This is a genomic window from Methylobacterium sp. WL64, assembly GCF_008039945.1.
Taxonomy (GTDB): domain Bacteria; phylum Pseudomonadota; class Alphaproteobacteria; order Rhizobiales; family Beijerinckiaceae; genus Methylobacterium.
The window spans coordinates 1-24,736 of sequence record NZ_VRVA01000051.1 but is presented as its reverse complement, the minus strand read 5'-3'; the positions used below and the strand labels follow the sequence as shown (position 1 = coordinate 24,736).

The window sequence follows — 24,736 nt, the reverse complement described above, 5'->3', positions numbered from 1 at the left end:
CCCGCGTTCACCACATCCCGATGAAGGCTAGAGAACCTTTGCCCGCACCGTGGTGACGACGATCTCGGCCACGATCACCACCGCGAAAATTGCGGCCAGCACCACGGCGACCTGATCCCAGTAGAGCAGATTCAGCGCCGTATCGAGCGCGACCCCGATGCCGCCTGCCCCGACCAGGCCGAGGACGGCGGATTCGCGGATGTTGATGTCCCACCGGAACAGCGCGATCGACCAGAAGGCCGGCTTCACCTGCGGCCAGTAGCCCATCAGCAGCGTGGCCCGCCGCCCGGCGCCCGCAGCCTGCAGGGCCTCGATCGAGCCGCGGTTCGATTCCTCCAGCGCCTCGGCCAGGAGCTTGCCGGTGAAGCCCACCGAGCGCAGCGCGATCGCCAGCGTTCCGGCGAGCGGTCCCGGGCCGAACACCGCCACGAACAGCAGCGCCCAGACCAGGGAATTCACAGACCGGGAGGTCACGAACACGAACTTGGCGAACAGGTTCAAGGGGAGGCTGGGGGTGATGTTGCGGGCGGCGAGCAACCCGATCGGCACCGCGATCACGATGGCGATCAGCGTGCCCAGCGTGGCGATGTGCAGGGTCTCCACCAGCGCGCGCAGCGTCGGCCCGATATAGCCGGCATCCATCGGCCACATCCGGCCGAACAGGTCGGCCATCTGGTCGGGGGCGTCGTAGAGGAACTCCGGGATCACCTCGATCGTGCGCAGGCTCGCCACGAAGGCGGCCACGGCGAACAGCGTGAAGGCGAGCCGTGCCACGCGCTTCCACGGCGAGAAGCGCTGCCAGCGCCGCGGCGGGGCCGCCAAGGCCGTGCCCGCGCTCACTGGAACACCTTCCGGGCCCAGCCCGAGACGATCTCGGCCACCATGATCAGCGCCACGATGACGATCAGGATCGCCAGCACCACGTCGTAGTCGAAGCGCTGGTAGGCGGTGAACAGGGTCGCCCCGATGCCGCCGCCGCCGACGATCCCGACCATGGTCGAATTCCGCAGGTTGGAATCGAGCTGGTAGGTCGCGAAGCCGATGAAGCGCGGCAGCACCTGCGGCTGCACGCCCATGATCAGCGTCGACAGGAAGCCGGCGCCGGTCGCCCGCACCGCCTCGACCTGCTTCAAGGAGATCTCCTCGATCGCCTCGGCGAACAGCTTGGCGATGAAGCCGACGGACGCGACGATCAGCGCCATCACGCCGGCCAGCGCGCCGAAGCCGATCGCCTTCACGAACAGGATCGCCACGATGATCGGGTGGAACGACCGGCACAGGGCGATCAGCGCCCGGGTCGGCCACGTCACCCAGGCCGGCATCAGGTTGCGGGCGGCCAGGAAGCCGATCGGCAGGGCGATCACGATCCCGATCACGGTGGCGATCACGGCGATCTGCACGCTCTCGACGATGCCGGACTGGATCAGCTCCCACCGGGAGAAGTTCGGCGGGAACATCCGGGCCAGGAACTGCCGGCCGTGGGTGAGCCCGGTGGCGAAGCGCTCGGGCGCAAAGCCGAGCTGGCTGGCGGCATACACCGCGTAGGCCGCAAGCAGCAGCCAGCCGGCCCGGGCGGTCCAGTTGGGGCGGAACGCGACGCGGGCGGCCGCGCTCCGGTCGGCCGGTTGGGGAACGGCGCTCATTCGAGCCAGTTCTCGCCGCCGTAGATGCCGCGCAGGTCGCGCTCGCTCAGGCGATCGGGCGGCCCGTCATAGACGACGTGCCCGCCCGACATGCCGACGATCCGCGTGGCGAAGCGCTGGGCCAACGCCACGTTGTGGATGTTGACCACCACCGGCACCCCGCGCTCGGCCGCGAGCCGGGACAGGATCTCCATGATCTCCACCGAGCTCTTGGGGTCGAGCGACGAGGTCGGCTCGTCGGCCAGCACGATCTCGGGCTCCTGCATGATCGCCCGTGCGATGCCGACCCGCTGGCGCTGGCCGCCCGACAGGGCGTCGGCCCGGCGCGTGGCGAAGCCGGAGAGCCCGACGGACTCGAGGAGATCGAAGGCGCGCTGGATATCGGCCTCGGGGAACCGGCGCAGCCACGCCCGCCAGACCGGCACGTAGCCGAGGCGCCCGCACAACAGGTTCTCCATCACGGAGAGGCGCTCGACCAGGTTGTATTCCTGGAACACCATGCCGATCCGCCGTCGCGCCCGGCGCAGGGGGCGGCCGGACAGTTTGGCCAAGTCCTCGCCGCGGAACAGGATCTCGCCCGCGGTGGGCTGCACCAATCGGTTGATGCACCGGATCAGCGTGCTCTTGCCGGTGCCGGACGGCCCGATGATGGCGGTGAGGCCCGTGCCCGGCACCACCAGGTCGATGCCCCGCAGGACCGGCTGCCCGGCCCGGTATTCCTTGACGAGCCCGCGGATCACCAGGGCGCGCGGATCCTCCGCCCGCACCTCGGTCCCGGGCGCGCGCAGCGCAGCGGACGCGGTCACGGCTTGGGCGCGCCTTCGGCCTTCTTGCGCGCGGCCTCGGCCTCGCGGGCGGCCTCGCGCTCGTAGGCCGCCTTATTGTAGGGCGTGCCCGACTCCTCCGCGACCTTGCGCACGATGGCCCAGTCCTTGAGGTAGGTGATCGGCGCGAACCGGTCATCGCCCTCGAAATCCTTCACCATGTCGGGCGGGAAGCGGAAGTCGTAGAAGCATTGCTTCAGCTTCTCGGCGAGTTCCGGCTTGAGATCGTGCGCGTAGGCGAAGCCGGAACTCGGAAACTTCTCGCTGGTGTAGATCACGCGGTAATCGTCGCCCTTGATCGTGCCGCGGGCGACCATCCGGTTGAACACGTCGGAGGCCACGGGCGCGGCGTCGTAATCGCCGGTGCCGACGCCGAGCGCCGACTTGTCGTGACCGCCCGAATAGACGATCTTGTAATCCTCGCCGGGCTTGAGGCCCTGCTCGGGGAACAGCGCCTTCGGGGCGAGGTTTCCGGAATTCGACGACGGGGCGGTGTGGGCGACGCGCTTGCCCTTGAGGTCGGCGAGCGTCTTGTACGGGCTGCTCGCCTTCACGACGACGATCAGGTTGTAGCCCTCGGCCCCCTTCTCGGTCCCCTTGGCGGCGAACGGCACCGCGCCCGCCATGTTCACGGCAAAGCCCAGCGGCCCGGTGGAGAAGCCCGCCACCGTCAGCCGCCCCGAGCGCATCGCCTCGATCTCGGCCGAGTTCGACTGGACCGGATAGTAGACGACACGCTTGCCGGAGCATTGCGACAGGTGGGCGGTGAACGGCTTGAACGCGTTCTCGTAGACCGCGGGGTCCTCGACCGGCGTGTAGGCGAACACGATGACGCTCGGATCGCGGGTCTTGGCCGGGATGTCGGCGACGAGATCCTGGTTCGTGTCGCAATAGGTGTCGTCGAGCTGGCCGCGATTGGCGCATTCGGCGGCCCGCGCCGGCGACAGCGAGCCGATTCCGCAGAGCAGCGCCAAGGCTGCGCCGTACCGAGCGAATGTCACGCGTCTCTCTCCCTGCGGGGCGGTGCCACGCGGCCCGCGCCGTCCCGTCGCCACCCGGTTGGGGCGACGTTTTCCTTGCCCAACTTGTAGGTGGCGGGCTTCGGATTACGCAAGGTGGGATGTGCGTGGGCGGCGAACGAAAGCCGGCTTATGACAGGGGCGACGGACGGCGTTTTGATGGAACGCGCCGATCCGTTCCGCAGGACCTTACAGAGTCACGCATGACCCGATGCAGGTGGATTCTGCCTGCGGAAGTGCCAGGTTTTTCGCGCATCGGCTCGTGAAGGGCGCGCGTTGCCCCCTCCCCTAGCGAGCTGCGACGTTCACACATCGCTGCCGGATGAGGGCCAAGGCTGACCCCAAGCGCGTCTCCCTCCCCCCTCTGCGGGGGAGGGTGGGCCGGCCGTTAGGCCGGGTCGGGAGAGGGGACCCGGGTTCAGATAAGGGCGCAACCGGCATGCCGGGCAAAGCCCGATCCTGCACCGTCGCTCCCCTCTCCCGACCCCCTTCGGGGGCCACCCTCCCCCGCAGAGGGGGGAGGGAGATCCGCGGTGTACCCCGTGCCTTCTGCCGACCTCGATGTTTGAATCCGCCAGTTGGCGCGGAAGAGGAGACCCGCGCTTCGTCCACGAATTCAAACCCCCGGAGACATTTGGGTGGAGGCGCAGCAGCAATCCCGTTGGGCGTGCCCCCCCGTCTCAGGGGACCACGCGGCCGACCGCGGTCTGCGGCGGGCTGAACGAGGCGATCGGGAGGTCGCAGAAGCAGCGGACCCCGAGGGGGCGCGGACCCGGAAGCGGGCATGCGAACGGCTTCGGCCCGGTGAGGCCCTGCTGAATGGCATCGCAATTGTAGCCGACCGGCTGGCGCTCACGGCGGCGCGGGGCGGGGCGATAGGGGCCCTCGTCGGCCGGATCGTCGTAACCCGGCGGCGCACCATAGCCACCGCCGTACTGAGCCTGGGCGACGGAGCCCGGAAGCGCGGCGGCGAACGCCAAGGCGGCGAGGGTCAGCCGGAACGGGGCCCGCAGCCCGGATCGGCCGTGTGAGGTGAGGCGCATCCGTGATCCTTTCGCGCGACGCAGGCGCATCGTTCCTGCTCCGGCGGCTCTCGATGGCAATACCGGCGAAAACGAGACGGCCCGCCTCCGGGAAACCGGAAGCGGGCCGTAGAGACAGTTCAAAGCGCGGACGGCGTCAGTGCGACGAGCGGTCGGCGGCGTCCTGGGCGTTCTGGGTCGTCTGCCGGACGGCATCCTGGCCCTGCTCCATGGCCTTGCGGGTCTCGTCGGCGCTCTGCTGCATCGCCGTCTTGGCCCGCTCGGCGCCCTGCTGCATCGCACTCTGAGCGATGCCGCTGAACTCCTTCGCCTGCGCCTGGATGGCGGCGAATTGGCTGCGCACGAACTCGGCCTGATGCTGCATGGCCTCCTGCACGTCGCGCGAGCGGACCAGCTTCTGCGCCAAGTCGAACGCGGCGTTCACGTTCTGCTCGGCATATTCGAAGCCGCGGGACGAGACGTCCTGCGCGTTGGTGCGGGCGACCTCGGCCGAACCCTGAACGGTGTCGGCGGTGCGGCGGGCCGCGCCGATGAAGCTATCGAACGCCTTGCGGGCCTGATCGACGCTCTTCTCGGCGAAGTCGCGCATCTCGGTCGGGACTTCGTAATTCGGGGGGTTGCTCATGGACGTCTCCTCTCAATTCGGCTGTTGATGGCGCCTTGTGCACTGCACAATAACTGATTCGCCGCCATATGCCACCTGCGCCGTCATCATTAAGGTTGACATGACGTAAACGTGTGACGCTCGGCGCAAGAGTCCAGCGTCGCAACCCAGGTGGCTTTACAATAGGGGTACGGTTGGGCGTGTTTCTCGGGCAAAGCGGGCCGGGGGACGAGGGATCGGGCGTGGGTTCGGGGTCGCGGGCTTTGCAGACGAGACAGACATCGACCGCTGGAGCAGCCGAGGCCGACCTCGTCGCTGCGTTCGCGGCCTGGGCGCGCCTGCCCAGCCTGGCCGCCGCGCTGGCCGACCGAGACGGCCTTCATTTCGTGATCGACCCGGTCGACGGGCGGATCCTGCTCGCCTCGCCGGCGGGACAGGCCCTCTGCGCGGCACTCGGGCAGGCCGACCGCGCGACCCTCGCCGGTCATGTCGCCCGGGCCAACCCGCACGACACCGCGCCCCGGCTCGCGCGCCTCGCCCTCGACGCGAGGCGGATCGCCCCGCCAACGCTCTGCCAGGTCGTCCGCGGGACCCGAGACGACGGCCGGCCGGTCTTCCTGGTGATTCCGACAGCCCCGGTGAAGCTGCCGCGCCCACGACACGGTGTCCCGGCGGCGCGGCAGCCGGAGGCACCCGCGAGCGAACCGGCGCCCGCCGCCGTCCCGGTCGAGGCGCCAGCCCTGAACACGGGGGACCGCTTCCTGTGGCGCAGCGATGCCTCCGGGGCGCTGACGACGCTGACCGGGTCCGAGGGCCTCACCGGCCTCATCGGCCAGCGCTGGCAGGAGCTCGCCGGGACCGGCCGGATCACCGGCGCCGACGGGATGTTCGCGGCGCTTGCCGAACGCATGACCTTCCGCGCCGAGCCGGCCTGCCTGGATCTCGGCGACGGCCCGTTCCAGGTGGAGCTGTCCGGCGCACCACTGGGGCGGGGGGATGCGGCGTTCTCCGGCTTCGGCGGGTTCGGGCTGGTGCGCAGCGTGCCGGCAGCGCTGGGTTCCAAGGCGGCCACGGCCCCGATCGCGCCGGCCGCGGCTCCCGAGCGGTCGCCCGAGCCGGTGCCGGCGCCCGATGCCTCCGCCTTGTCCGTACCGGTGCCGACCGCGCCGGAACCCGCGAGCGTCGAGCCGGCGGCAGCCGAGGCTGTCCCGCCGGCCGAGCTTCCCGCCCCGATCCCGGCCGGGCCGAAGCCCGCGATCACCAGCGTGGAGAGGCAACCGGAGGCGGCTGAGGAGCCGACCGAGACGCCGGCCGACGCCGCTCCCGCGCCCTCCGAGCCGTTCTCCGAGCCGCCTCCCCCTGCCGCAACCGTCGTCGAGCCGCCGCCGCTCTCGACCGACGAGCACGCCGCCTTCCGGGAGATCGCGCGGGCGCTCGGAGCCCGTTACGCCGGCGACGACGCGGAGACCGACATCCCGGCACCCCGGGGCGGCGCGGTCATGCCGTTCCCCGGCCCGCATGCCGGTTCGCTTGTCAGCTCCCTTGTCGGCTCCCTTGCCGGTTCCATTCCTGGCTCCCTCGCCGACGGCCCGGAGGCCCGCGAACCCGCGGTCTCGCGCGATCTCGATTTCCTGGCCGGGCTGCCGCTGCCGACGCTGGTGCATCGCGACGGCGCGATCCTGGCGGCGAATCAGGCCGCCCTTGCGCTGACCGGCTACGCCGACGTTCCGGCACTCACGACGGCCGGCCTCGAGCGGCTGTTCCGTGGGGTGCCCCAGCCGGACGGTCCGGAGCCGGCCGCGCGGCGGACGGCCGTCGCGGCGGCCGACGGCAGCAGCCGGCCGGTCGAAGTGATGGGCGGCGCCTGCACCTGGGAAGGCCGGCCGGCGACCTGCCTAGTCCTGCGCCCCCTCGACGAGGCCGACCCGGCCGGCGCGCTCACGGCCGAGCGGCTCGCGCGCGCCGCGCAAGCCGAACGCACCGCCGCCGCGGAAGCCGCCCTCGACGCGCTGGAGGCGGGCGTCCTGACCCTCGATGCCGCCGGCCGGATCGTGGCGCTGAACCGGGCGGCCGCCGAGCTGTTCGGGTGCGATCCCCGCGAGATCGTCGGCGGCAGCTTCGTCGCGCTGTTCGATCGGGGGAGCGTGCTGGCCGTGGCCGACGTCCTGCGCGGTGCGGCCGGAAGCCCGGGCTCGGTCTCTGTGGCCGGACGGGCGCTGACGCTCGGCGTCTCGCCCGCCCGGGTCGACGGGCGCCGGGTCGCCGTCCTGAACGCCGCGCCGCCCCTTGCCGCCCAGATTGAGCCGAGCGCCGAGGGGCCGACCGCGGCCTCCGGCGGCGGCCTCGACTCGGCGCTGGCGCGCCTGGATCGGGCCTTCCGGGGTCCGTTGACCGGGATGATCGAGCTGGCGGACGCGATGCTGAAGGAGCCGTTCGGCCCCCTCGGGGACGTGCGCTATCGCGGTTGCCTCGCCCAGATCCGGACATCGGGCGAGCTGATGCTGGAGCGCGTCGGCGAACTCCTCGACCTCGCCACCGTCGAGGCCGGTGCCCTGCGGCTCGATCCGCGCCGCATCGCGCTGAACGACGTGGTGGCCGGCTGCGTCGCGCGGCTCCAGAGCGAGGCCGCCCGCGGCCGGATCGTGGTGCGCACCAGCTTCTCCACCGACCTCGACGACCTGGAGGCCGACGAGCGCTCGGTCAGCCGGGCGGCCTGCCTCGTGATCGAGCACGCGATCCGGCGCTCGGTTGCGGGCGGACAGGTGATCGTCTCCACCGGCTCGACCGAGAGCGCGGCGATCGCCCTGCGGGTGCGGGATACCGGCGCCGGGGCAACGGTGCCCGCCGCCGGATCGGCCGGCGCTGTCGAGGACGGCCTCGCCCTGCCCCGTGCCCTGGTCGAGGCCAATGGCGGCCGTCTCAAGCTCTCGGCGCGGCCGGAGGACGGCACGCTTGTGGAGATCATCATGCCGACGCGGCGGGCGGCGAACGGGTGAGTTCGCCCCCCGGCGCACTCACCTGACCGTTTCCGCGAAGTATTCGGAAACACCCGGCCGCGGCTGACGTGCATGCCGCCAAGCTCCGCTTGACAGCGCATCGGCCGACCTTCACTCAAGCCTTAAATTGCGCCCAACTTATTTCCGCGTCTTTGTCGGCGGGGAAAGCGGCTTGGCGACGATACCGACATCGCACGATGTAGGCTACGTTACTTTGGAAGTCCTGGCTGCGCGGCCGACGCCGCGATACGATCGGGCACCAAACAGGGATGGAACGCCATGGAAGGCAAGGTCGTCGAGGTGCAGGCTGCGTGGCGTGAGGGTGCTCACGTCGACGACGCCCAATATCGCGCGCTGTACGAGGCGTCGGTCGCCGATCCGGACGCCTTCTGGGCCGAGCACGGCAAGCGCATCGATTGGATGACGCCCTTCACCAGGGTGAAGGACACGAGCTTCGAGCCCGGCAAGATCTCGATCAAGTGGTTCGAGGACGGCAAGACCAACGTCGCCTACAATTGCATCGACCGGCACCTGGAGACCCGCGGCGACCAGACCGCGATCATCTGGGAAGGCGACAACCCGGACGAATCCAAGCACATCACCTACCGAGAGCTGCACGCGCAGGTCTGCCGGATGGCCAACGTCCTGCGCAACCGCGGCGTCGGCAAGGGCGACCGCGTCACCCTCTACATGCCGATGATCCCCGAGGCCGCCTACGCGATGCTGGCCTGCGCGCGGCTCGGCGCGATCCACGCCATCGTGTTCGGCGGCTTCTCACCGGATTCGCTGGCATCGCGCATCCAGGGCTGCACCTCCAAGGTGGTGATCACCGCCGACGAGGGCCTGCGCGGCGGCCGCAAGGTGCCGCTGAAGGCCAATGTCGACGAGGCGATCAAGCGGATCGGCACCGATCTGGTCGAGCACGTGATCGTCGTGCGCCGCACCGGCGGCAGCATCGCCATGGAAGCGGGCCGCGACGTCTACTACGACGAGGCCGCCGAGCAGGTGACCGACCATTGCCCGGCCGAGCCGGTGGAGGCCGAGCACCCGCTGTTCATCCTCTACACGTCGGGCTCGACCGGCCAGCCGAAGGGCGTGGTGCACACCACCGGCGGCTACCTGGTCTACGCCTCGATGACCCACCAATACGTCTTCGATTACCGCGAGGGCGACGTGTACTGGTGCACGGCCGATGTCGGCTGGGTCACGGGCCACAGCTACATCGTGTACGGGCCCCTCGCCAACGGCGCGACCACGCTGATGTTCGAGGGCATCCCGACCTACCCGTCGACCTCCCGGTTCTGGGAGGTGGTCGACAAGCACAAGGTCAACATCTTCTACACCGCGCCGACCGCGATCCGCTCGCTGATGGGCGGCGGCGAAGGTCCGGTGAAGAAGACCTCGCGGGCCTCGCTGCGGGTGCTCGGCTCGGTCGGCGAGCCGATCAACCCGGAAGCCTGGGAATGGTACTACAATGTCGTCGGCGATCGGCGCTGCTCCATCGTCGACACGTGGTGGCAGACCGAGACCGGCGGTATCCTGATCACCCCGCTCCCGGGCGCCACAGCCCTGAAGCCGGGCTCGGCGACGAGGCCGTTCTTCGGCGTGAAGCCCGAGATGGTCGATGCCGAGGGCAAGGTTCTGCAGGGCCCGTGCGAGGGCAACCTCTGCATCGCGGATTCCTGGCCCGGCCAGATGCGCACGGTCTACGGCGACCATGAGCGGTTCGAGCAGACCTACTTCTCGACCTATCCGGGCAAGTACTTCACCGGCGACGGCGCCCGCCGGGACGCGGACGGCTATTACTGGATCACCGGCCGGGTCGACGACGTGATCAACGTCTCGGGCCACCGGATGGGCACCGCGGAGGTCGAATCCTCGCTGGTCGCCCACCCCAAGGTCGCCGAGGCGGCGGTGGTCGGCTACCCGCACAATGTCAAGGGCCAGGGCATCTACGCCTACGTCACCCTCAACGACGGCGAGGAAGGCGACGACGCCCTGCGCAAGGAGCTCGTGACCTGGGTCCGCAAGGATATCGGGCCGATCGCCTCGCCGGACCTGATCCAGTTCGCCCCCGGCCTGCCCAAGACCCGCTCCGGCAAGATCATGCGCCGCATCCTGCGCAAGATCGCCGAGGACGATTTCGGCTCGCTGGGCGATACCTCGACCCTGGCCGAACCTGCCGTGGTCGAGGATCTGATCGAGAACCGGCAGAACCGGCCCTGATCGGCCGGACCGCGCAGGAACGACGAGGCGGGTGCCGGTCCGGCGCCCGTTCCCAACACAAATCACGAACCTTGGTCTCAAGAGGAACCGGAGGGCCGAAGCGCCCTCGCGGGAGGAATACGCCATGAGCGGCTCGACACTCGGCCTTCGCGGGGGCACGGCGCCCCCATCAACCCGCAAGCCCGCCGCGACGGTCGATCCGCAGATCGACCGGATCGTCCGGACCCCGGAATTCAAGCAGCTCGTCACCGAGCGCACCCGGTTCGGCTGGATCCTGACGATCCTGATGCTGGTGGTCTATTTCGGCTTCATCGGCCTGATCGCCTTCGACAAGTCGCTGCTCGCCGTGAAGGTCGGCGGCGGCACCGCCTCGCTCGGGCTGTTCATGGGCGTGTTCGTGATCCTGTTCGCCTTCGCGCTCACCGGCATCTACGTGGCCCGGGCCAACACGCGCTTCGACGCGCTGAGCGACGCACTGAAGCGGAAAGTCGGCCGATGAACCGCATACTCCTCGGCCTCACGCTGGCCACGATCACGGCCTGCGCGGCCTATGCGGCCGGGCCCGACCTCGGCGCCGTCTCGCAATCGGCCACGAACTGGCCGGCCATCGGCATGTTCCTGTTCTTCGTCCTGCTGACGCTGGGCATCACCTACAAGGCCGCCAAGGGCACCAAGTCGGCCGCCGACTTCTACGCCGCGGGCGGCGGCATCTCGGCCGGCACCAACGCCCTGGCGATCGCGGGCGACTACATGTCGGCCGCCTCGTTCCTGGGCATCTCGGGCCTGGTCTACACCTCGGGCTTCGACGGGCTGATCTACTCCACCGGCTTCCTGGTCGGCTGGCCGATCGTGCTGTTCCTGATCGCCGAGCGCCTGCGCAACCTCGGCAAGTTCACCTTCGCCGACGTCGCGAGCTTCCGCCTGGACCAGACCGCGATCCGCATCATCTCGGCGGTGGGCACCCTGGTGGTGGTGGCCTTCTACCTGATCGCCCAGATGGTCGGCGCCGGGAAGCTGATCCAGCTGCTGTTCGGCCTGCCCTACCTCTACGCGGTGATCATCGTCGGCGTGCTGATGATCGTCTACGTCGCCTTCGGCGGCATGAAGGCCACCACCTGGGTCCAGGTGATCAAGGCCTGCCTGCTGCTCGGCGGCGCGACCTTCATGGCCGGCGCGGTGCTGCTGAAATACGGCTTCAACCCGGAGGCGCTGTTCGCCAGCTCGGTTCAGGTCCACCCGAAGGGCGACGCCATCATGGCGCCCGGCGGCCTGGTCTCGAACCCGATCGAGGCGATCTCGCTCGGCGTCGGCCTGATGTTCGGCACCGCCGGCCTGCCGCACATCCTGATGCGCTTCTTCACGGTCGCGGACGCGCAGGCCGCACGCAAGTCGGTGTTCTACGCCACCGGCCTGATCGGCTACTTCTACATCCTGACGTTCATCATCGGCTTCGGCGGCATCGCCCTGCTGATGTCGGACCCGAGCTACTTCAAGCTCGGCGCGGCGGGCACCTTCGACAAGCTGAAGGACATGATCGGCGGCACCAACATGGTCGCCGTCAACCTCGCCAACGCGGTGGGCGGCCCGTACTTCCTGGGCTTCATCTCGGCGGTGGCCTTCGCGACCATCCTGGCGGTGGTGGCGGGCCTGACGCTGGCTGGCGCCTCCGCGGTCAGCCACGACCTCTACGCCCAGGTGATCGCCCGCGGGCGCACCACCGAGAAGCACGAGGTCAACCTGTCGAAGCTCTCGGCCGTGGTGATCGGGATCGTGGCGATCTATCTCGGCTACGTGTTCGAGAACCAGAACGTCGCCTTCATGGTCGGGCTGGCCTTCGCGGTGGCGGCGAGCTGCAACTTCCCGGTGCTCGCCATGTCGATCCTGTGGCGCGGCACGACCACCTGGGGGGCGCTCGCGGGTGGCCTCGTCGGGCTGATCTCGGCGGTCGGGATGGTCGTGCTGTCCAAGGCGGTCTGGGTGGTGACGTTCGGGAACGCCGCACCGATCTTCCCCTACGACAACCCGGCCTTGTTCTCGATGCCGCTGGCCTTCTTCACGATCTGGGCCGTGTCGAGCCTCGACCGGTCCCGCAAGGCCCAGCGCGAGCGCGCCGCCTTCGAGGCGCAGTTCGTGCGCTCCGAGACCGGCATCGGAGCGGTGGGCGCGCACGCTCACTGAGCCGAGCCAACGCAGACGGATCGGAGGGCGCGGCGCGAGCCGCGCCCTTCGTCGTTCGAGCGCCCGGGCCGGCGCCGGAGCGGCGGATCGCACCCACCGCAAGCCGCCATGTTGATGACCGGCCCCACCGCCAGATTGCGGATTGACCAACAGGTTCCTTACAGTCACGCATACGTGATCTGCGCCCCGTGCAGGGCCCGCAGTCCGTAGATTCGCAGCCGAGGCCATCGGCCGCACGTGTCGTCAGGGAGGAACCGGGTCATGGCTGGGGCAACTGCGATCCCACGGGCGGGGGACGCCGCGAGGCCGATGAGTTCGGCCGAGAAGCGGGTGATCTTCGCCTCCTCACTCGGCACCGTGTTCGAGTGGTATGATTTCTATCTCTACGGGTCGCTCGCCGCGATCATCGGCGCTCAGTTCTTCTCGGCCTACCCGCCGGCGACCCGGGACATCTTCGCGCTGCTGGCCTTCGCGGCCGGCTTCATCGTCCGGCCGTTCGGCGCGCTGGTGTTCGGCCGGATCGGCGATCTCGTCGGGCGCAAATACACCTTCCTGATCACGATCCTGATCATGGGCCTGTCGACCTTCATCGTCGGCATCCTGCCCAACGCCGCCACCATCGGGATCGCGGCGCCGATCATCCTGATCGTCCTGCGGCTGGCCCAGGGCCTCGCGCTCGGCGGCGAGTATGGCGGCGCGGCGACCTACGTGGCCGAGCACGCCCCCAATGGCCGGCGCGGCTTCTACACGAGCTGGATCCAGACCACGGCGACGCTGGGCCTGTTCCTGTCGCTGCTGGTGATCCTGGCGACCCGGAGCCTCACCGGCGAGGCGGCCTTTGCCGAGTGGGGCTGGCGCATCCCGTTCCTGGTCTCGGTCCTGCTGCTCGGCATCTCGGTCTGGATCCGGCTGCAGCTGTCCGAATCGCCGGCCTTCCAGAAGATGAAGGAGGACGGGAAGACCTCGAAGGCGCCGCTCACCGAAGCGTTCGGCCAGTGGAAGAACGCCAAGTTCGCGATCATCGCCCTGTTCGGCCTCGTCGCCGGCCAGGGGGTGGTCTGGTACACGGGCCAGTTCTACGCGCTGTTCTTCCTGCAATCGATCCTGAAGGTCGACGGCTACACGGCGAACCTGCTGATCGCGTGGTCGCTGCTGCTCGGCACCGGCTTCTTCGTGGTGTTCGGCTGGCTGTCGGACAAGATCGGCCGCAAGGTGATCATCCTGGCGGGCTGCGCGATCGCGGCGGCGACGTTCTTCCCGATCTTCAAGGGCATCACCGCCACCGCCAACCCGAAGCTCGAAGCCGCGATCGAGAACGTGAAGGTCACCGTCTCGGCCGACCCGGCCGCCTGCGGGACCTTGTTCAATCCGGTCGGCACCCGGGTGTTCACGGCGCCCTGCGACCTCGCCCGGGACTTCCTGTCGAAGGCCTCGGTGAAATACGCCACCGCGCCCGGCGCCCCCGGCCAGCCCGCGACGATTCGGGTGAACGACACCGAGATCGCCTATCCGCAGGGCGGCGCGCCGGAGGCCAACAAGGCCGTGACCGCTGCGCTCCAGGCGGCCGGCTACCCGAAGGCCGGCGACGCCGACATCGTCAAGATGGCGAACCCGTTCGACATCTTCCGGCCCCAGGTGGCGCAGGTGATCGGCCTGCTGTTCATCCTCGTGGTGTTCGTGACGATGGTCTACGGCCCGATCGCCGCCATGCTGGTGGAGCTGTTCCCGACCCGGATCCGCTACACCTCGATGTCCCTGCCCTACCATATCGGCAACGGCTGGTTCGGCGGCCTGCTGCCGGCCACCGCCTTCGCCATGGTGGCCCAGACCGGGGACATCTATTACGGCCTCTGGTACCCGATCGTCATCGCGGTCGCGACGGTCGTCATCGGGCTGATCTTCGTGCCCGAGACCAAGGATCGCGACATCTTCGCCGATACCTGATCCGACCCACGACCCTCCTCAGGTGACGACACCCGGGCCGCCGACGCGGTCCGGGTGTTTTCGTTTCCAGGGTAGCGGTGGGATCTGCGCGGGCGGGCTCGGGGGCTGCTGCCTCCGGTGCGCTTCGTCACGCATCCGCTCCGACAACTTCGGTACTGGCTGATCGGCAGCCTATTGAGGATCCCGCCTCATGAAGAAGGGACGGCCAGCCTCAAGATTGGCATTGCCGCGAATTCGGACACGAAAAGGCTATTATTATTTTGCACCCAATGGTACGGGCAGCTCCGAAGTCGGCCGACACAAACACACAGGTTGTATGCTGACAACCGCTTGTTGCCGATCAAGAATCAGTCTTGGTGGAACCAAAAGCGGTTCTCTTCCGTCTTCGATACGCTTTGAGACACAAGAGGGAACGGATCGTGGACGAGGCTGTGACGCACTTACATCGCAGGGCCGGACGCAGGCCGCCGCTCGTCGCAGTTATCGGTGCCAACACAACCATGATTGCCGTCTGGGCGCTTATCTACAACCTCGCCGGCGGTCCGGTCTGGCTATGGTAGCGGCGATTGGCGGTTGCGTTTACCGTCGAAATACCCGCTGCAATAGGCTCCGAACAGGTATCCGGACTGGTGCGCGGTGAGATAGCCGAGGATGATCAGCACGTGGAGCAGGTCGAGACCGGGGCCGAACGCGAACAGAAGCACGGCGCCGACCAGGATCAGAAACGACGTCGCGATCATGACCAGCATGGTATAAGCCCAGCCGATCAGCAATCCGATCACGAACAGAACTGCAGCGAGTAACATCGCGTCACCTGGCCCAAGGTTGTTCAGCGCACGACACTGAAACAACATCCCCGAAATGGGGGCTCCGAAGCCCAATGCCACGGGCACCGCACACGCGATCCATGAAGAGAGCGCGTAGTCCGACGACAAAGTTCCGTCGAGCGGCAAATTTTTCATGACGCCCGGGCGCCAAAATATCAAGCCCCGGACAGATCCCACGCAAATCGTGTCAAATGCCGCGTATTCGGCTATCTATTATTCTGTTCTGTAAAATCGATTCTGCTAGACCGGCTTGTCGCTGGTCGAGGCTGCGCCAATAGATCGGTCGGCAAGCTACCGGCGGGCGCATCCGCCGCGTCTCAAGCCTTCGCAGCGGCGCACGTTTCTCCGCAAAGCGTTAACGCCGGACCGCCCCCGGAGCGGCGGCGGCGAACCACCGCTCCGTCGTTTGCGCGAACGTCGCGATCTCTGCCGGATCGGGGCCGTCAGTGACGGAAGTGACGGTGGCCGGTGAACACCATGGCCAAGCCCGCCTCGTCGGCGGCCGCGATCACCTCGGCGTCGCGCATGGAGCCGCCCGGCTGGATCACCGCCGTCGCCCCCGCCTCGGCCGCGGCCAGCAGGCCGTCGGCGAACGGGAAAAAGGCGTCCGAGGCCACGACGGATCCCACCGCCAGGCTGTCGGCGAGCCCCAGGCGCCTGGCACCCTCGGCGGCCTTCCAGGCGGCGATGCGCGAGGAATCGACCCGGGACATCTGGCCCGCCCCGATTCCCACCGTAGCGCCGCCCTTGGCGTACACGATGGCGTTCGACTTCACGTGCTTGGCGACCCGGTAGGCGAAGCGGAGGTCGGCCGATTCGGCTTCGCTCGGCGCGCGCTTGGTCACGACCGTGAGCGGCATGTCGTCGACCACGACCGCGTCCCGGCCTTGGACCAGCAGCCCGCCGGACAAGGTGCGCACGGTCTCGCCCGGTGCCCGCGGGTCGGGCAGGCTGCCGGCCAGCAGGAGGCGCAGGTTCTTCTTGGCGGCCACGATCGCGGCGGCCTCCGGGGTCGCGTCCGGCGCGATGATCACCTCGGTGAAGATCTCGACGATCCGGCGGGCGGACTCCACGTCGAGCGTCCGGTTCAGCGCGACGATGCCGCCGAAGGCCGAGGTCGGGTCGCAGCTCAGCGCCCGCTCGTAGGCCTCAAGCAGGCTCGCCCCCTCGGAGACGCCGCACGGGTTCGCGTGCTTGATGATCGCCACCGCGGCGGCGCGGACCGGATCGAACTCCGCGACGCATTCGTAGGCGGCATCGGTGTCGTTGAAGTTGTTGTAGGACAGCTCCTTGCCCTGCAGCTGGCGCGCGGTCGCGACGCCGGCCCGGACTTTCCCGGGCGCCCGGTAGAAGGCGGCCGACTGGTGCGGGTTCTCGCCGTAGCGCAGGCCCTGCGCCAGCGCGCCCCCGAAGGCGCGGAACTGGCCGGGCGTCTCGGTGCCGAACTGGACCGCCATCCAGTTGGCGATGGCGGCGTCGTAGGCGGCGGTGCGGGCGAAGGCCTTCTGGGCCAGATGCCGGCGCAGTTCGGACCCGATGGTGCCACCGGTCTGCTCCAGCGCCGCCAGCACCGCGGGGTAATCCGAGACGTCGGTGACGACCGCGACGTCGGCGTGGTTCTTGGCGGCCGCGCGAATCATCGCCGGGCCGCCGACGTCGATGTTCTCGATGCAGTCGGCCTCCGGCTTGTCGGCCGCGATGGTCGCCTCGAACGGGTAGAGGTTCACCACAAGCAGGTCGATGGCCCCGATGCCGTGGGCGGCGAGCGCGGCCTGGTGCTCGGGGTTGTCGCGGATGGCGAGCAGGCCGCCATGCACCGCCGGGTGCAGGGTCTTCACCCGCCCGTCCATCATCTCGGGGAAGCCGGTCAGGTCGGCGACCTCGGTGACCGGCAGGCCGGCCTCCTGAAGGGCGCGATGGGTGCCGCCGGTCGAGACCAGCGCAATGCCGCGGGCATGCAGCGCCCGGGCGAAATCGACGAGGCCGGCCTTGTCCGAGACCGAGAGGAGCGCGCGGGAGACCCGCACCTGATCGTGCGCCATAGCTGCTTGCCGAACCTTGTGATTTCGGCGCGCGGTAGCATGGAACCGGTGCGGGGGGCCAGCCGCCCGAGTCAGGGCGCGATGGCGCCCCGCATCGGCGCCGAGGCCAGGCGCTCGAAGCTCCAGCGCACCTCGACGTCGTCGGAGACGCGCAGATACAGAACGATCTGGTCGGTACGGCGCGGCCCGGTCAGGCCGGAAAAGTACACGCTCTCCTCGATCGCGATCTCCGCGGCCGACGCCCGGAACACCCATACCTCGCCCAGCGCGGAGGCCAGTTCGAGCCCATCCGGCACCCCGCGCACAGCGATGCCGGGATGCAGGTGGAAGCGGATCGCCACGTCGTGGCCGCGCACCCGGGCCTTGCCCTGGCGCAGGAACGCGTCCCGGCCTTCGAGCCGGGTATTCGTGGGGAACAGCTGCCAGCGCCGCTCGTGCACGATGCCGAAATCCGGGGCGTAGCCGTCGTGCCGGGCGGCGAGCATCACGCTGTCGGCCTCCTCGACCCGCTCGGACGCGACGGCGGCGGGACCGCGCAGGACCACGGCGCCGCGCCGGCGGATCAGCCACGCGGCCGCCAGGCGCTCGCCCCACCACCCGGTCGCGGTGAGGAATCGGCAAGAGGACGCGTCGGCGACGCTGGCGGTGGAATGGGCCGGCGTGGAGCGGGCCAGCAGGCGCAGGTCCGGCCCGCTGGCGGGTAGGCCGCAATTGACCACGATGCGCTGCGGCCCGCTCGACATCTCGAAGGCGAGGCAGCCCGCTCCGGCGTTGAGCGAGTAGGGCAGCGGCGGGCTCTTGCCGACATCGGCGACCACGATGACCCGGCCGCCCTCCAGGCGCTCGTAGCCGGAATTCGGCGCGTGCATCATCGGCCGGGCGAGCGCGCCGTCGTAGACCAGGAGCGTCGCGAGATGGTCGGCATCGGTGGCGCCCATGCCGTTGAAGTGGCTGAGCGAGGCGTCCGGGTGGCGCAGGAGCCGCAGCAGCGGCAGCATCCGGTCCACCGCCCGCAGCAGCGCGGCCGGCGGCTCGACGCTGCGGCTGAGATAGCTCTGGCGCAGGGGCAGAAGATCGAGGAGCAGCTCCATGGCGTAGCGCGGGTCACGGGAGCGGTGGCCGCCGTCGGTCAGGATCTGCCGGTCGAGCTCCCGCGACAGGATGCGGGTCGCCCGGCGCAGGATCGGCTGGATGCCGTCGCAGCACAGGCCGGCGTAGCAGAGCGCCACGGCGGCGCTCAGGCGCCATTGCGGCGGCACGCCCCGCCGCAGGTCGCGCTCGAGCTGTTGGGCGTTGCGCGCGATGGCCTTGAGGAAGTTTTGGTAGAAGGTGTGGTCGGCGCCCTCGAGAACGAGGGGCGACTGGCACAGGAACGAGATCAGCCGCCGCGCCGCCACCGGGGTGTGGCGGGCCAGCGCGGCATCGCCCCGGCCAGCGATGAAATCGGCCACGAAGGCGCGGGCATTAGCCCGGGCGAGCGCGGTGTCGGCCGCCCGGAGGTGGCGCAGCCAGCCGAAGCCGTAGAGCTCATCGGCCCATTCCGGCGAGGGCGCCGCGTAGTCGAAGGGCGAGCCGCCGCTCGCCGCCAGCGAGCGTCCGGCGAAGACGAACAGGCCGGAATAGATGTCGTCCGCGAAGGTCGCGTCGGAGGTGCGCAGGTCCTGCGGGGCGATCACCAGCCCGGTTACGCGCATCCGCGTCAGGATGTCGGGCGAGGCGGTCAGGCTGGCGCCGACGGCACGGAGGGTCCGCGCGGCCTCGCGCCCCACGAGCCGATAAAAGCGCCAGCGGTCAGGCCCCCAAGCCACGCAATATCCCAGCCACGCGATCTCCGAGCCACGCGATCTCGCCAGGCCCCAAGGGCCCGAGCCCCCGGGTACGAGGATCGGCTGGCACCCGTTTCGTTTCAGGGTAGAGGCGGCCTCTTAACCGGCGGTTTACGCTATGTCATTCCCGGGGCGGGAAAGAATGCGGGCTTGCGCACGCCCCGGTTGAAGCACCGGGGCGGATCGGGGTGCATAAGCCGCGGCTCCGGCGGCTCAGCCCGGGGCCAGGGCCGCGTCGAACGCCCGCAGATTCGAGCGCATCATGTCCAGGTAGGTCGCCGCCGGCCCGTCCGAACCCGACAGGGCGTCCGAATAGACCTTGCCGCCGATCCGGGCGCCGCCCTCCCGCGCGATCAGCTCCATCTGGCGCGGATCGCTGATGTTCTCGAGGAACACCGCCGGCACCTTGTCCCGGCGGATCTGCCGGATGATCGTCGCGACGTCCCGGGGGCTCGCCTCGCTGTCGGTGGACACGCCCTGGGGCGCGATGAAGCGCAGCCCGTAGGCGTCGGCGAAGTAGCCGAACGCATCGTGGGTGGTGATGATCCGGCGGTTTGCCGGGGGGATCTTCTCCACGGCCTGTCGCACCGCCGTGTCGAGACGATCGAGCTCCGCCGTGTAGGCCTCAGCAGCCGACCGGTAGGCGTCGGCATGGGCCGGATCGACCTTCGCCAGGCCGTCGCGGATGTTGGCGACGTAGATCCGCACGTTGGCCACGCTCTGCCAGGCATGCGGATCGACCGCGTGGGCGCCGTGGTCGTGCCCGTCCTCCGCATGCGCGTGATCGTCGACGGCCGCGATGGTCTTCACCCCCGCGGAGACGACGACGACCGGGGCGCGGGTGCCGGAGGCTCGGATCAGCCTGTCGAGCCAGCCCTCCAGACCGAGGCCGTTGACGAACACGATGTCGGCTCCTGCGAGCTTCTTGGCGTCGGCCGGAGACGGGCTGAAGCCGTGCGCGTCGGAATCCGGGCCGACCAGGGTGGTCACCGCCACGTAGGGTCCGCCGACCGCGCGCACGAGGTCGCCCAGGATCGAGAAGCTCGCCACCGCGCGGACCTTCTCGCCGTCCGGGGCCGCCCGGGCCGGGAGAGAGATGCCGAGCCACAGGGCGAGGCCCGCGAGCCACGCCAACCGAACCGTCCCGCGCACCTGTCGTCCTCCCAATCCACCGGAGCCAGCGAGCCTGTAGTGTAACAATGTTACATACACAAGCGGGATACACGGGGGGGGCCCTGATGCGGGTCGTGGGCCGCCGCCGGGTCATCGCCGCGGCAGCCGAGCGTAAGATGGAGCATGCCATGACTGGACGTTTGAGTGCCGCCCTTCTCGTCACCGGTGTTCTCGGCCTGGGCCTCGTCGGCGCCGCCGCAGCGCATGACCGCAGTGCCGACGGCGCGCGGGGCCACGGGCGTTGGAGCGCCCTGACCCCTGAGGATCGGGCCGCCTTCGCGGATGCCCGGATCGCCGGCCTGCATGCCGGGCTGAAGCTCAATCCCGACCAGGAGAAGCTGTGGCCGCCGGTGGAGGCCGCCCTGCGCGACATGGTGAAATTGCGCCAGGATCGGCGCGCGGCAATGCGCGATCGCCCGAAGATCGCCGACGACGCGCCGGCCGCCCTGCGGGCGATGGCAGACGCGACGACCGCCCGGGGCGAGGCCCTGCGCAAGCTCGCCGATGCCTCGCAGCCGCTCTACGCGAGCCTCGACGAAGGCCAGAAGCGGCGCGCGATGATCCTCGCCCGCCCGATGGGCGGCCATCGCCACGGCGGCTGGCATCACCACCGCGACGGCGAGCGCGGCCCTGGCGGCGACGACCGCTGACGGCACGGCGCCCGATCAAAAACCTAAAAATCTAAAAATCCAGAAGAACCAAAAAACTTGATCCGCGGCGGCAGCGGCTGCAAACCGCTGCCGCCGCGGGTCTTGCCAAAGGAGCCCGGTGAAAGGCCCGAACCGGTAAGCTCCATGGCGCGCCTGCCCGGCGACACCGTCCCCCTCCTCGCCCGGCTGTGGCGCACTTGGCTCTATCCCCACCGCGGGACGCTCGCCGTCGTGCTGGTGCTGATCGCGCTGGTGGGCGGCTCGACCGGGCTGTACCCGGCCCTGATCAAGGCCGCCTTCGACGCCTTCGACCGCAAGGACGCGGCGGCGATCGCCTACGGGCCGCTCGTTGTGATCGTGGTCACGGCGCTGCGCGGGTTCTCCCTGTTCGGCCAGACGGTGCTGACCAACCGGGTCGTGACCCGGGTCGAGGCCGACATGCAGGCGGCGCTCTATGGCCACCTGATCGACTCCGACCTCGCCCAGCTCGGCCGCGAGAGCCCCGCTGCGCTGACCCAGCGCTTCACCACCGATTTCGCCTTCATCAAGGAGGCGCTGACCCGCATCTCCACGGTCCTGCTGCGCGACATCGCGATGCTGATCGGCCTCGTGGCGGCGCTGGTCTGGATGGACCCGGTGCTGACGCTCGTCGCCGGCCTCACGGTGCCGTTCGTGGCCGGCCCGATCGGTCGGATCGGCAAGAAGCTCCGGCGGGTCTCGACCACCACCCAGGAGCAGATGGGCGCCACCGCCAGCCTGATCTCCGAGAGCCTGCAGGGCGCCCGGGTCGCCAAGACCTACGCCATGGAGGGCTACCTCAAGGGCCGGGCCGCGCAGGCGCTGGACGAGGTGCGCCGCCTCAAGATGAAGGCCGCCAACGCCCGCGGGCGCCTCGACCCGCTGCTGGAGGTGGGCGGCGGCATCGCGGTGGCGGGGGTTCTGGTGCTGGTCGGGCAGCGGGTGCTGTCCGGCGAGCGGACGGTCGGCGATTTCACCGGTTACGTGGCGGCGCTCCTGCTCGCCGCCCAGCCGGCCCGGGCACTGGGCAACCTCAACGCCATCCTGCAGGAGGCGGCGGCGGCGTTGCGGCGCTATTTCGATGTGATGGACGAGGCACCCCAGATCCGCGAGGCGTCGGATGCGGCGCAGCTCGTCGTCACCGCGGGGGAGATCCGGTTCGCGGGCGTGCAGTTCCGCTACCGCCCGGACGCCCCGGCGCTGGAGGGGATCGACCTCACGGTCCCCGCCGGCGCCGCCACCGCGCTGGTCGGGCGCTCGGGCTCCGGTAAGTCCTCGCTGCTCAACCTCGTGCCGCGGCTCTACGACGTCACCGCCGGCCGGGTGACCATCGACGGGCAGGACGTGCGCGCCGTGACGCTCGCCTCCCTGCGGGCCGCCGTGGCGGTGGTCTCGCAGGAGGTCGTGCTGTTCGACGACACGATCGCGGTCAATATCGGCTTCGGCCGCCCCGGGACGAGCCGGTCCGAGATCGAGGCGGCCGCCCGCGCCGCGGCCGCCCACGACTTCGTGACCGCCCTGCCGGAGGGCTACGATTTCCGGGTCGGGCCGGCCGGCAACCGCCTCTCTGGCGGCGAGCGGCAGCGAATCGCCCTGGCCCGGGCCTTCCTGAAGGATGCGCCGATCCTGCTCCTCGACGAGGCGACCTCCGCGCTCGATTCGGAATCGGAGCGCCTCGTCCAGGCGGCGCTGACGCGTCTCATGCGCGGCCGCACCACCCTGGTCATCGCCCACCGCCTCTCGACGGTGCGGGAGGCCGACCGGATCGCCGTGATGGAGGCCGGCCGGGTGATCGAGACAGGGCGGCACGACGACCTGATCGCGGCCGGCGGCGCCTATGCCCGCCTGCACCGGATGCAGCTATCGGATCCGACGCCGACCGCGTGAGGCCACGCCCGCACAAGTAGGCGGCACGACACATGAGCCGCATGAGCCATGCGCACGCTCCGTAGATTCATCCGCGGGAGCGCGGCATAAGGGCTTGTGTCTATGAGGACCCTACCGTGAGCGACCTGACGTTCGAGACCCAAGCCCATCCCGCCCGCCGGACCGACGCCGAGCGGGCCGCGCTGATGACGAATCCGGGCTTCGGCAAGGTGTTCACCGACCACATGGTGGTGGCCCGGTACTCGGCCGGCCGCGGCTGGTACGACGCGCGGATCCAGGCGCGCGAGGCGATCCCGCTCGATCCCGCCGCCGCGGTGCTGCATTACGCGCAGGAGATCTTCGAAGGTCTCAAGGCCTACCGCACCGCCGATGGCGGCGCGGCCCTGTTCCGCCCCGATGCCAACGCCCGCCGCTTCCGACTCTCGGCCGAGCGCATGGCGATGGCGCCGTTCCCCGAGGACGCGTTCGTCGAGGCCACGCGCAAGCTGGTCGAGATCGACCGCGCCTGGATCCCCGACACGCCCGACGGCAGCCTCTATCTGCGGCCGTTCATGATCGCCAACGAGGCGTTCCTGGGCGTCAAGCCGGCCTCGGAATACCTGTTCATCACCATCGCCTCGGCGGTGGGCTCGTACTTCAAGGATCCGACCGGCACGGTTACGGTCTGGGTCTCCGAGCACTTCACCCGGGCGGCGCCGGGCGGCACCGGCGCCGCCAAGTGCGGCGGCAACTACGCCGCCAGCCTCGCCGCGCAGGCGGAGGCCACGCGCCAGGGCTGCGAGCAGGTGGTGTTCCTCGACGCGGCCGAGCGCCGCTACATCGAGGAGCTCGGTGGGATGAACGTGTTCTTCGTCTTCGCGGACGGCACGCTGCAAACCCCGCCGCTCTCCGACAGCATCCTGCCCGGCATCACCCGCGATTCGGTGATCACCCTGGCCCGGGAAGCCGGCCTCACCGTGAAGGAGGAGCCCTACACGATCGACGCCTGGCGCACCGACGTCCGCGCCGGCCGGCTCACCGAGGCCTTCGCCTGCGGCACCGCCGCGGTGATCACCCCGATCGGCACCGTGAAGGGCCGCGAGGACAACTTCACGATCGGCGACGCGGTGGCGGGCCCGGTGGCGCGCCGGCTGCGCGGCATGCTGGTCGATATCCAGCGCGGCACCACCGAGGACTCGCACGGCTGGTTCCAGAAGGTCTTCTAGGGTCTTGGCGTGGCGGAGAGCGGGGGCTGTATGCCCGGTTCGTGCCCTCCGCCGCGCATCCCCCTCCCCCTCTGCGGCGGGGGTCGGGAGGGGAGCGCCGCGTCCGGAAAGAGTGCGCCAGAGGTGAAGTCCTGAACCGTCGCCCCGCCCCTCTCCCGACCCCTGCCAAGGCAGGGGCCGCCCTGACCCGCAGAAGGGAAAGGGAGACGCGCGGATGACGGAAGCGGCAGCCAGCTCACCGGAAACAGCTGCCGGCCCCTGGAATCCAGGCGTCCAGTCCGACCTGCCGGCCGCCTTCACGCCGCTGATCACCGTCTACCGGCCCGAGCACGTCGAGACGCCCCTGCGCGACGCGCTGGAGATGAGCGACCTGTGCGGGCTGCCGGCCCGCCAGCTCACCCGGATCAAGCCATGGCGCTTGGTCGTCCACGAGGTGCTGATCCGGGTCATGTCCGACCTGTCGGTGCCGGTGGGCGAGGTCTACGCCGATCTGGGCGTGAATTTCCGGTCGATCGTGTCGGCAATCCTGCGCGAAGGCGTCGAGCCCCGGCTCGGCGAGGTCGAGGCGGCGCTGGCGGCGCTGCGTGCCGAGGCCGACGCGGTGCTCCGGCGCGAGATCGCCGCGATCCTC

General features: G+C 69.8%; 18 protein-coding genes and 1 pseudogene. 9 read left to right on the top strand and 10 right to left on the bottom strand.

Features of this window, described 5'->3' with window-relative positions; genetic code table 11:
• Positions 1-27: 27 nt before the first annotated feature.
• The 6 genes from phnE (FV242_RS19575) to FV242_RS19545 form a co-directional block, all read right to left on the bottom strand.
• Positions 28-840, bottom strand: coding sequence for a phosphonate ABC transporter, permease protein PhnE (gene phnE, locus FV242_RS19575; protein WP_147909930.1), 813 nt, complete (start codon positions 838-840; stop codon positions 28-30).
• Positions 837-1,643, bottom strand: a complete 807-nt coding sequence (phnE, locus tag FV242_RS19570; protein WP_147909931.1) for a phosphonate ABC transporter, permease protein PhnE — start codon at positions 1,641-1,643, stop codon at positions 837-839. The genes phnE (FV242_RS19575) and phnE (FV242_RS19570) overlap by 4 nt, the downstream gene beginning before the upstream one ends.
• On the bottom strand, positions 1,640-2,449 hold the full coding sequence (gene phnC, locus FV242_RS19565; protein WP_246691993.1) for a phosphonate ABC transporter ATP-binding protein: 810 nt from the start codon (positions 2,447-2,449) through the stop codon (positions 1,640-1,642). Before phnC ends, phnE (FV242_RS19570) begins: the two co-directional genes overlap by 4 nt.
• The gene (phnD, locus tag FV242_RS19560; RefSeq protein ID WP_147940071.1) at positions 2,446-3,468 is read right to left on the bottom strand and encodes a phosphate/phosphite/phosphonate ABC transporter substrate-binding protein; all 1,023 of its coding nucleotides are present in this window, start codon (positions 3,466-3,468) and stop codon (positions 2,446-2,448) included. The genes phnC and phnD overlap by 4 nt, the downstream gene beginning before the upstream one ends.
• A 698-nt stretch (positions 3,469-4,166) precedes the next feature.
• Positions 4,167-4,529, bottom strand: coding sequence for a hypothetical protein (locus FV242_RS19550; RefSeq protein WP_187278482.1), 363 nt, complete (start codon positions 4,527-4,529; stop codon positions 4,167-4,169).
• A 136-nt stretch (positions 4,530-4,665) separates the two neighbouring features.
• Complete coding sequence (locus FV242_RS19545) at positions 4,666-5,154, bottom strand: phasin (protein WP_147909934.1); 489 nt, start codon at positions 5,152-5,154, stop codon at positions 4,666-4,668.
• Positions 5,155-5,396: 242 nt separating this feature from the next.
• On the opposite strand from FV242_RS19545, the gene FV242_RS19540 reads away from it, so the two are divergent.
• The 5 genes from FV242_RS19540 to FV242_RS19520 all read left to right on the top strand — a co-directional run bounded on the left by FV242_RS19540 (position 5,397) and on the right by FV242_RS19520 (position 14,477).
• Entirely contained in the window at positions 5,397-8,129 is a 2,733-nt protein-coding gene (locus FV242_RS19540; RefSeq protein ID WP_147940070.1) for a PAS domain-containing protein, read from the top strand.
• A 279-nt stretch (positions 8,130-8,408) separates the two neighbouring features.
• A complete protein-coding gene (acs, locus tag FV242_RS19535) occupies positions 8,409-10,355 on the top strand; it encodes an acetate--CoA ligase (protein WP_147940069.1) in 1,947 nt (648 codons plus the stop codon).
• A 124-nt stretch (positions 10,356-10,479) separates the two neighbouring features.
• On the top strand, positions 10,480-10,854 hold the full coding sequence (locus tag FV242_RS19530) for a DUF485 domain-containing protein (protein WP_147909857.1): 375 nt from the start codon (positions 10,480-10,482) through the stop codon (positions 10,852-10,854).
• On the top strand, positions 10,851-12,533 hold the full coding sequence (locus tag FV242_RS19525) for a cation acetate symporter (protein ID WP_147940068.1): 1,683 nt from the start codon (positions 10,851-10,853) through the stop codon (positions 12,531-12,533). The genes FV242_RS19530 and FV242_RS19525 overlap by 4 nt, the downstream gene beginning before the upstream one ends.
• Positions 12,534-12,842: 309 nt before the next feature.
• On the top strand, positions 12,843-14,477 hold the full coding sequence (locus FV242_RS19520) for an MFS transporter (protein ID WP_147909861.1): 1,635 nt from the start codon (positions 12,843-12,845) through the stop codon (positions 14,475-14,477).
• Between the two features lie 551 nt (positions 14,478-15,028).
• Here the strand turns inward: FV242_RS19520 and FV242_RS35610 are convergent.
• The 4 genes from FV242_RS35610 to FV242_RS19500 all read right to left on the bottom strand — a co-directional run bounded on the left by FV242_RS35610 (position 15,029) and on the right by FV242_RS19500 (position 20,324).
• Positions 15,029-15,439, bottom strand: a complete 411-nt coding sequence (locus FV242_RS35610) for a hypothetical protein (protein WP_246691994.1) — start codon at positions 15,437-15,439, stop codon at positions 15,029-15,031.
• A gap of 308 nt (positions 15,440-15,747) precedes the next feature.
• The gene (gene purH, locus FV242_RS19510) at positions 15,748-17,346 is read right to left on the bottom strand and encodes a bifunctional phosphoribosylaminoimidazolecarboxamide formyltransferase/IMP cyclohydrolase (protein ID WP_147940067.1); all 1,599 of its coding nucleotides are present in this window, start codon (positions 17,344-17,346) and stop codon (positions 15,748-15,750) included.
• Positions 17,347-17,417: 71 nt separating this feature from the next.
• Complete coding sequence (locus FV242_RS19505) at positions 17,418-19,154, bottom strand: heparinase II/III family protein (protein WP_147909854.1); 1,737 nt, start codon at positions 19,152-19,154, stop codon at positions 17,418-17,420.
• 231 nt (positions 19,155-19,385) lie between these two features.
• Positions 19,386-20,324, bottom strand: coding sequence for a metal ABC transporter substrate-binding protein (locus FV242_RS19500; RefSeq protein ID WP_147940066.1), 939 nt, complete (start codon positions 20,322-20,324; stop codon positions 19,386-19,388).
• Between the two features lie 149 nt (positions 20,325-20,473).
• On the opposite strand from FV242_RS19500, the gene FV242_RS19495 reads away from it, so the two are divergent.
• From FV242_RS19495 to FV242_RS19480, 4 genes and pseudogenes are all read left to right on the top strand, one after another.
• Positions 20,474-20,995 carry a Spy/CpxP family protein refolding chaperone gene (locus tag FV242_RS19495; RefSeq protein ID WP_147940065.1) on the top strand — a complete coding sequence of 174 codons (522 nt, stop codon included), beginning with the start codon at positions 20,474-20,476 and terminating at the stop codon, positions 20,993-20,995.
• Positions 20,996-21,139: 144 nt separating this feature from the next.
• Positions 21,140-22,900: an ABC transporter ATP-binding protein gene (locus tag FV242_RS19490; protein ID WP_147940064.1), complete on the top strand. Its 1,761-nt coding sequence runs from the start codon at positions 21,140-21,142 to the stop codon at positions 22,898-22,900.
• Between the two features lie 116 nt (positions 22,901-23,016).
• Entirely contained in the window at positions 23,017-24,105 is a 1,089-nt protein-coding gene (locus tag FV242_RS19485) for a branched-chain amino acid aminotransferase (RefSeq protein ID WP_147940063.1), read from the top strand.
• Positions 24,106-24,319: 214 nt separating this feature from the next.
• Positions 24,320-24,736 (top strand): annotated as a pseudogene (locus tag FV242_RS19480) (hypothetical protein); the annotation flags it as partial.